5 protein-coding genes are annotated in these 6,813 nt (G+C 33.6%); 2 read left to right on the top strand and 3 right to left on the bottom strand.

What is annotated here, in order from left to right; genetic code table 11:
• Window positions 1-21: 21 nt before the first annotated feature.
• The 3 genes from LB100_RS05795 to LB100_RS05805 all read right to left on the bottom strand — a co-directional run bounded on the left by LB100_RS05795 (window position 22) and on the right by LB100_RS05805 (window position 3,164).
• Window positions 22-351: a hypothetical protein gene (locus LB100_RS05795; protein WP_456201696.1), complete on the bottom strand. Its 330-nt coding sequence runs from the start codon at window positions 349-351 to the stop codon at window positions 22-24.
• Between the two features lie 80 nt (window positions 352-431).
• Window positions 432-2,066: a hypothetical protein gene (locus LB100_RS05800; RefSeq protein ID WP_456201697.1), complete on the bottom strand. Its 1,635-nt coding sequence runs from the start codon at window positions 2,064-2,066 to the stop codon at window positions 432-434.
• A gap of 357 nt (window positions 2,067-2,423) precedes the next feature.
• On the bottom strand, window positions 2,424-3,164 hold the full coding sequence (locus LB100_RS05805) for a DsbA family protein (protein ID WP_456201698.1): 741 nt from the start codon (window positions 3,162-3,164) through the stop codon (window positions 2,424-2,426).
• A 392-nt stretch (window positions 3,165-3,556) separates the two neighbouring features.
• On the opposite strand from LB100_RS05805, the gene LB100_RS05810 reads away from it, so the two are divergent.
• A complete protein-coding gene (locus LB100_RS05810; protein WP_264719533.1) occupies window positions 3,557-5,440 on the top strand; it encodes a DUF3857 domain-containing protein in 1,884 nt (627 codons plus the stop codon).
• 47 nt (window positions 5,441-5,487) lie between these two features.
• A partial coding sequence (locus tag LB100_RS05815) for a UbiD family decarboxylase (protein WP_456201699.1) occupies window positions 5,488-6,813 on the top strand: 1,326 nt, incomplete at its 3' end.

Below are 6,813 nucleotides of genomic sequence, written 5' to 3' on the forward strand. Positions count from 1 at the left end.
GATCAACCATTTTTTTTTGGTCTAGTTTATGGGGTGCATTATATTTTTATGTTGACCATGTGAAGCTACGTAGTGCAACAACGTATTTTCTTCATTGTCTTGAAAATATAGTAGTTCATGAAGTTTTATATGTTGACATAACGCTCTTTCCTTTATTGTTTTATCTAAATACTTTATTGCATTTTCTAGTGATTGCTCATTAAAATTTTGTACAAAAGAAAGCAGAATTTCATATACTTGCATCTTTGCTGTATCTTGTGAGTATTCTAAAGCACATTCAAGACTCTTAGCTATCTTTTCATCAGTCTTTATTTCAAGAGTTGTTGAATTTAAATTTGTGTTACCTATCATATTGTCCTCCTTAGTAAGGTTAGTTTATTAAAAATAATAATAAATTATATAAAAAGTTAGATAAATTAACAAGAGAAATCTTAAGCTTTTGAAACTGCTTTATCAATCAGACTATAAATTTTTAATCCCGTTTCTTCTAGAAAAGTGTGGGCAATATTTTCCTTTGGCTCACTTTTGAGTTCATGAATGTCGTTATGACTTTGCATTAACTGATATACACAAACACACGAAACAACTAAAGCAACTCCAGCAAGAGATGCTAAAGGAATTGGTTGAGTAAAAACAGCAGCTATAGCAGATGCTGTGAATGCTATAGCTGTTATTACAGCAGCTATGCTATAAATAGCTTCTCTTCTGTAACAACTATTGATTAATTTCTTTTCTGTTGCCTCTTGTTGTGTTTCTTGCCCTTGTTGATGAGAAATAGTAATTACTGTATCTGTATGAATTGGCTCACTAGCGCTGGTATTAATTCTCTCTTTTTGTGTTTCATGATCTTGCACAATTGCTGATTTGCTAGTTCTGATATTATATTGTTCTTCTTGCTCTGATTGATCAGAAGCAGGAACTCTTTTACCTATTTCAAGAATTTCTTCACTGGAATTTTTTTTCATATCCTTAGAAGTTTCACTCAAGATCTTTGCTGTATTTTCACAAATTTTATTGTGTGTTTTTTCTAACATTGCTTCATGATTTTGTGAATTTGTTTCATCAATACTTCTATCAGCAGCTCTTTCTTTTAGTGATTTCTGCTCTGATTGATTAGAAATAGGAGTGCTTTTATTCGAAAAAATCGGCTCACTAGTGCTGCTTTTTTGTCGTACTGGTTGCTCAGAAGCAGAAGCTTCTGTAACCTCACCAAAGATTTCTTCATTAGAAACTGGTTGACTTTCTGTTATATCTTCAGAAATTTCACTTAGAAGTGGCACAAAATGCCTCATGTAATTCACTATACGAACAACCTTATCGCCTTCACCTTCTTCACCTGTAGTAATATATCTACCATCTATAAGTTCTTCTTCTAGTGCTATCACTTCAATTTTCACTTTGTACTTTTCACATATCATTCTCCCTTCAATCTCTGGACGACCCCATATAGCTAGAGAATTAGTTTCTGTAGACATATTTTTAATGTTGTTTAGATATTTAGAAAAAGAGTTGGAATTATCTGGCTTAATAGTAACTTTTTCTCCTTTTTCTTTTCCATCTTCGCTTATTTCTTCTTCTTTATCTTTACTTGTTTCATATTCGCCTAGTAACAAATCATCATCTGTGCCATACCTACTTTTCAAAATCTCTAAAATCTTCCCTTCTCTATCTTCACGATATTCCTCTAGTAACCAGCTGAAAAACTCCTCTTCTGTATATTTGGTTATTATTTCTTCATCTTTACACCAGTCTGTTTGTGCAGATATGCCTTTTTCATCTTCGCTATTTCTTTCCTTCGCTATTACTTTGCTATCCAAATTTCCTTCACCTACAAAATATCCTCCTTCTTCAGCATCTTCTGTTATTTTGTTATAAACCCACGAATTTGCATTTGCTCTAGCATAATTTTCACAATCTTCTCTTAATGATTTTGCGGTAAAACGATGACCAGGTTTTATATTTAGCTCATTCAATCCTTGAGCCACGGAGTCAAAAAAGCAATCTCCTTCTGATATAGAAGCTCCTATTTTTAGCTTTTTAGGATAAGCTTCCTTTAGCTCATTCAATGAATTACTTTTTTTGTTTTTTGTGCATTAAATTTTTTAAATAGTTTTTCTAGCCTTTGAGAATAAACAGACTCTAGACTCTTAGATAAAAATTTACTTAATTTTGTGCTTTTTTCGACTTGCCGAAAAAGAGCAATTGGTTTTCTGTTGAAATTTTTCATGTTATAACTCCAAAATAATAATTGTATTTTAATAGATTAATCAGCCTAGGAAGGCTTATTACTTAAGGTCGTGCTGTATTGCAAGGAAACATCACCTACTTTTCTTGAACTAATATGTAGCTTATACATATTGTTACTTACTATATCTTAACTTAATTATACTTAAACTTTCTTGTGCTGTCAAGCAGGAATTTTATTAATCTTTTAACTCATTCACTTTTTTACGTAATATATTCAAATCAGTTTTTCCTACAAAAAGACTATCTCCTATTATCAAAAAAGGTGTACCGCCTACTCCCAAATCCCTTACTAAAAGTTTGCTGTTGTTTATCATTTGCTCAATTTTGTCTGCATTATTTTTCATAGAGTTGTTAAAATCGTTCTCGTTGATCCCTATATTTTTCACTATACCTAATATAGTTTCATCTGAAAATTCTCCTCTGTGATCTAGTGCAGCGTAGTGAAAATCTAAGTACTTTTCTTTATCGATAAAATAAGTTGCTAAAGCACCTTTTGCTGCCTTTAAAGAATTGTTACCAAGTATTGGAGCATCCCTAAAGATATACTTAACTTTGCCATCATTGATCAATTGTTTTACATCGTTCTTTATAGCTTTGCAATATCCACAAGAATAGTCAAAAAAACCTACAGCTATGATATTGCTATTTTCATTTCCTGAGTAAGGATAAGTAGAGTCGAATATTTCATTTTTATGCTGAGAAATTTTATTTTTGGTTGCATTAGCATAACTATTTTTAGCTGACTCTTCCTGGAGAGCTTTTAGAACTCTATCAAAATTTTTACTGATGTAATTATCCAATCTCTCACCTATATAATCATCATTTAAGTTCTGACTGCGGTGTGAAAGCCAATTGTTTATTACTGGTAAATTTGCTACTGCAAGTATAAAAATCAATAAAAATGGTATCTTAGACATATACTTACTTAAAGAATACAAATATTAAAGAAATGCTTAATGTTAAAACATTTTTATCAAGAAATGCAAACTTTATATATGTTATATCAGAGAATCTGGTAATATTAAGTAACGAAAACTTGTGTATAATAAGGCATTTGAGATTTAAGCAATCCTTACCGCCACGTATAACAATTGTAACCGCGGCGGTAAAAAAGTTGATTATTTTATAACCGCCGCATATAATGCTGACAAACACGGCAGTGAATTATATGAGCGAACCAATAATTGGTAGAGAGAAAGAAATAGCCATTCTAGAAAATAAGCTTCTTCCCTAATCAGTTGGCTGTTTGTATTGTAGGTGGCATTGTACAAGTCTAGTAAAATAATTTTTCAGTAAATGTGGTGACGTAATGAAATTTCTAAAAACTATCTTTAACTTAGCATTACTAGTATTTTTCATGTCTACTATAGCTGAAGCAAGGTGGGCTAAGTACGAAGATGCTTCCGTTGAGGTTGAATTTTCTAATGTTAACATTAATGTTAATAGAGATGGTACCTATGAAACGGAAGTAGAACTACAAGCAAAAATACTCAAAGAATCTGGACGTGATAGATTCTCTCTATACAGTCTTGTTTACAATGATGATAGTGCAGATTTTACTGTTTTAGAGGCTAAAGCAGCTTATAATGGAGAGGAATATATAGTTACTGAAGATATGATGGAGGATAAGCCACTGGCTAGTCCTGGTAAAGGCTTTGATCAGCTAAGGCAAGTAACCATACCATTTCCTAAAATAGAAATTGGTACGGAAGTATATTTAAGATATAAGCAAGTTAACAAAAAGGTTCCTGTTGATAACTTTTATGGCTTGAGCTTTTCTTATTACGGGGATTATTTACAAGCAGAAAATACTAAAATCAATTCTGAATTACCCCTGGAGATTAAAGTTAATGATCCAAGAGAAGTATTAGAAATCGCTGAGGAAAAAAATGATGATATACACTCTATAAGCATTGCTTTAAAGAAAGCAGTTTATGAAAACACAACAAATGAACCACATAATGGAATATTGAACATAAAACACAACACTTGGGTATCACTTTCAAGCTTATCTGAATGGGAGGATTTAGCTAAAAAATTAGCTCCTGGATATCATAGCGTTATCAATCAGCCGCTTCCTGCAACTTTTGAAGCTATAGCAGAATTTGCTGACAATGAGAGTACCGATGAGGAGAAAATTAATGCAGTCACTTCTTTATTGAATGAAAAAGTTCAGTACATGGGAGACTGGCGTACAGTGTCAGGAAAATTTTTTCCGAGAGATTTGGAGAAAATTGCTGATTCTCAAGTCGGGGATTGCAAAGACTTTTCTGCTAGCACGGCTGCTATTCTGCAAAAACTTGGTTATAAAGTTCAACCTATTTTAGTTATGAGAGGAACTACTAGCACTTCTAATCCTGAAGCATTACCTAATATGGGTAATTTTAATCATGTGATGCTCAAAGTAACAAATAGAGATGGAAAAATATATTGGATCGATCCAACTAATACCGTCAGTATGGCACAGGGTATTTTCCCAGACATTGCTGATAGGAACGCTCTAGTACTCGATTCTGAGGAAGCAGATTACATAAAGATTCCTGCTGTACAAGGTGAAAATTCAAAAGTGATATCCCATAGTGAATTAACTATAGAAGATAACGTTGTAAATGAATATGGCCAGCTTACCGTGCAAGGGGAAGCAGCCTTAGGCTTAACAGGTGTTGGATTATATTATTCAGATGAGCAGTTAAGAGATTCTGTTTTTCGTATGATTAGTGGAGTATATCTTGATGAAGAAGAAAAGAAGTTCTTAGAATTGCCTGACCTTACCTTGCGTAATGTAGAGGATCTGACAATTAAATATGAGTTTCAGCAAAAAAATAAGATTTTTAAGACAAATTTAGGGCCAGCTTTGAATTTAGGAGATAATTGGCTTAATGATGTTGTCAATACAGCTTCTGACCAAGTGTCAGACCTTTTTATTGGTGTTCCTAAAACTAAGGAAAGCCATATGATAATAAAAGATATCAAAATTAAAAACTGTGAAAATTTGAATTTTGAAATAGATTCTCCTTGGTTATATGTAAATAGGTTCTGTAAATATAAAAATGATGGAACCGAATTTAGCAATTTAATAACCATAAAGAAAAGCTTTATTACCAATGAAGAATTAAAGACTGCTGAATATAAAAACTTAAAAAGCGAATTGGAGAATAATTTTTCTAGAGCCTCTATAATAATAAGTGAATGAGTTGTGCTGGGAAAAGCACTTCTTAAAAGGCTTAAAATTTTTAAAATATGTACAATAACTTACGCGACTTCATCAGAGCATTAGAAGAAAAAAAAGATCTAATTAGAATTAAAAAAGAAGTTTCAACTATTCTTGAAATGACAGAAATTCATCGTAGAGTTTTGTCAAACAAGGGACCAGCAATAATCTTTGAGAATGTTGTCACAGAAAATGGCAAAAATTCAATTCCCGTTTTAGTGAATTTATTTGGTACTATTGAGAGAATTGCATTCGGACTTGGTATAAATTCTGATGAATTAAGGGATCTGGGTAAACTTCTAGCATTTTTGCGATCACCTGAGCCACCAAAAACCTTCAAAGATGCTGTGAAAATGTTTCCTCTACTAAAAGTTGTATTGTCGATGCGGAGCAAAGTTGTAAGCAAAGCTCCATGTCAAGAGGTGGTGCTAACTGGGGATAAGGTGGATCTTAGTTTGCTACCTATTCAGACATGCTGGCCAAACGAGCCTGCACCGATTATCACTTGGCCACTTGTGGTAACAAAAGGACCAACAGCAGACAAGCAAGATAATTTTAATCTTGGAATATATCGTATGCAGGTTGTGAATAAAAAAACGACTCTCATGCGCTGGCTTGCACATCGTGGTGGTGCAGGTCACCATAAACGGTGGAAGGAGAGGGGGCAAAATATGAAGTTTCCTGCGGCTGCTGTGATTGGTAGCGATCCTGCAACGATTATTGCTGCAGTAACTCCGGTGCCGGAGACTTTATCAGAATACCAATTTGCCGGGCTGCTGAGAAAAAAACCACTTGAGCTTGTAAATTGTAAAACTATTCCTCTTCAGGTTCCAGCTCATGCAGAAATTGTTTTGGAAGGATATGTAAGTTTGGATAATTACCAAGATGAAGGGCCATATGGAGACCATACCGGTTACTATAATGCTGTTGAACAGTTTCCTGAGTTTAACATCACTGCAATTACAATGCGCAAAGATCCAATTTATCTCAGCACTTTCACTGGCAAGCCACCTGATGAACCATCAATTCTTGGTGAAGCACTCAACGAAATCTTTGTGCCGATTCTCATCAATCAGTTTCCGGAGATAGTAGATTTTTATCTGCCCCCAGAAGGTTGTTCATATAGAATAGCGGTAGTATCGATAAAAAAGGCTTATCCAGGGCATGCAAAAAGAATTGTTATGGGCATACTCTCTTTTCTCAAACAGTTTTTATATACTAAATTTATCATAGTTGTTGATGATGATATAAATATACGTGATTGGAAGGAAGTGATGTGGGCAATGTCAACAAGAATGGACCCTGTGCGTGATACAATTACGATAGAGAATGCCCCAATTGATTATTTAGATTTT

The sequence above is a fragment of the Wolbachia endosymbiont of Protocalliphora sialia genome (assembly GCF_053891855.1).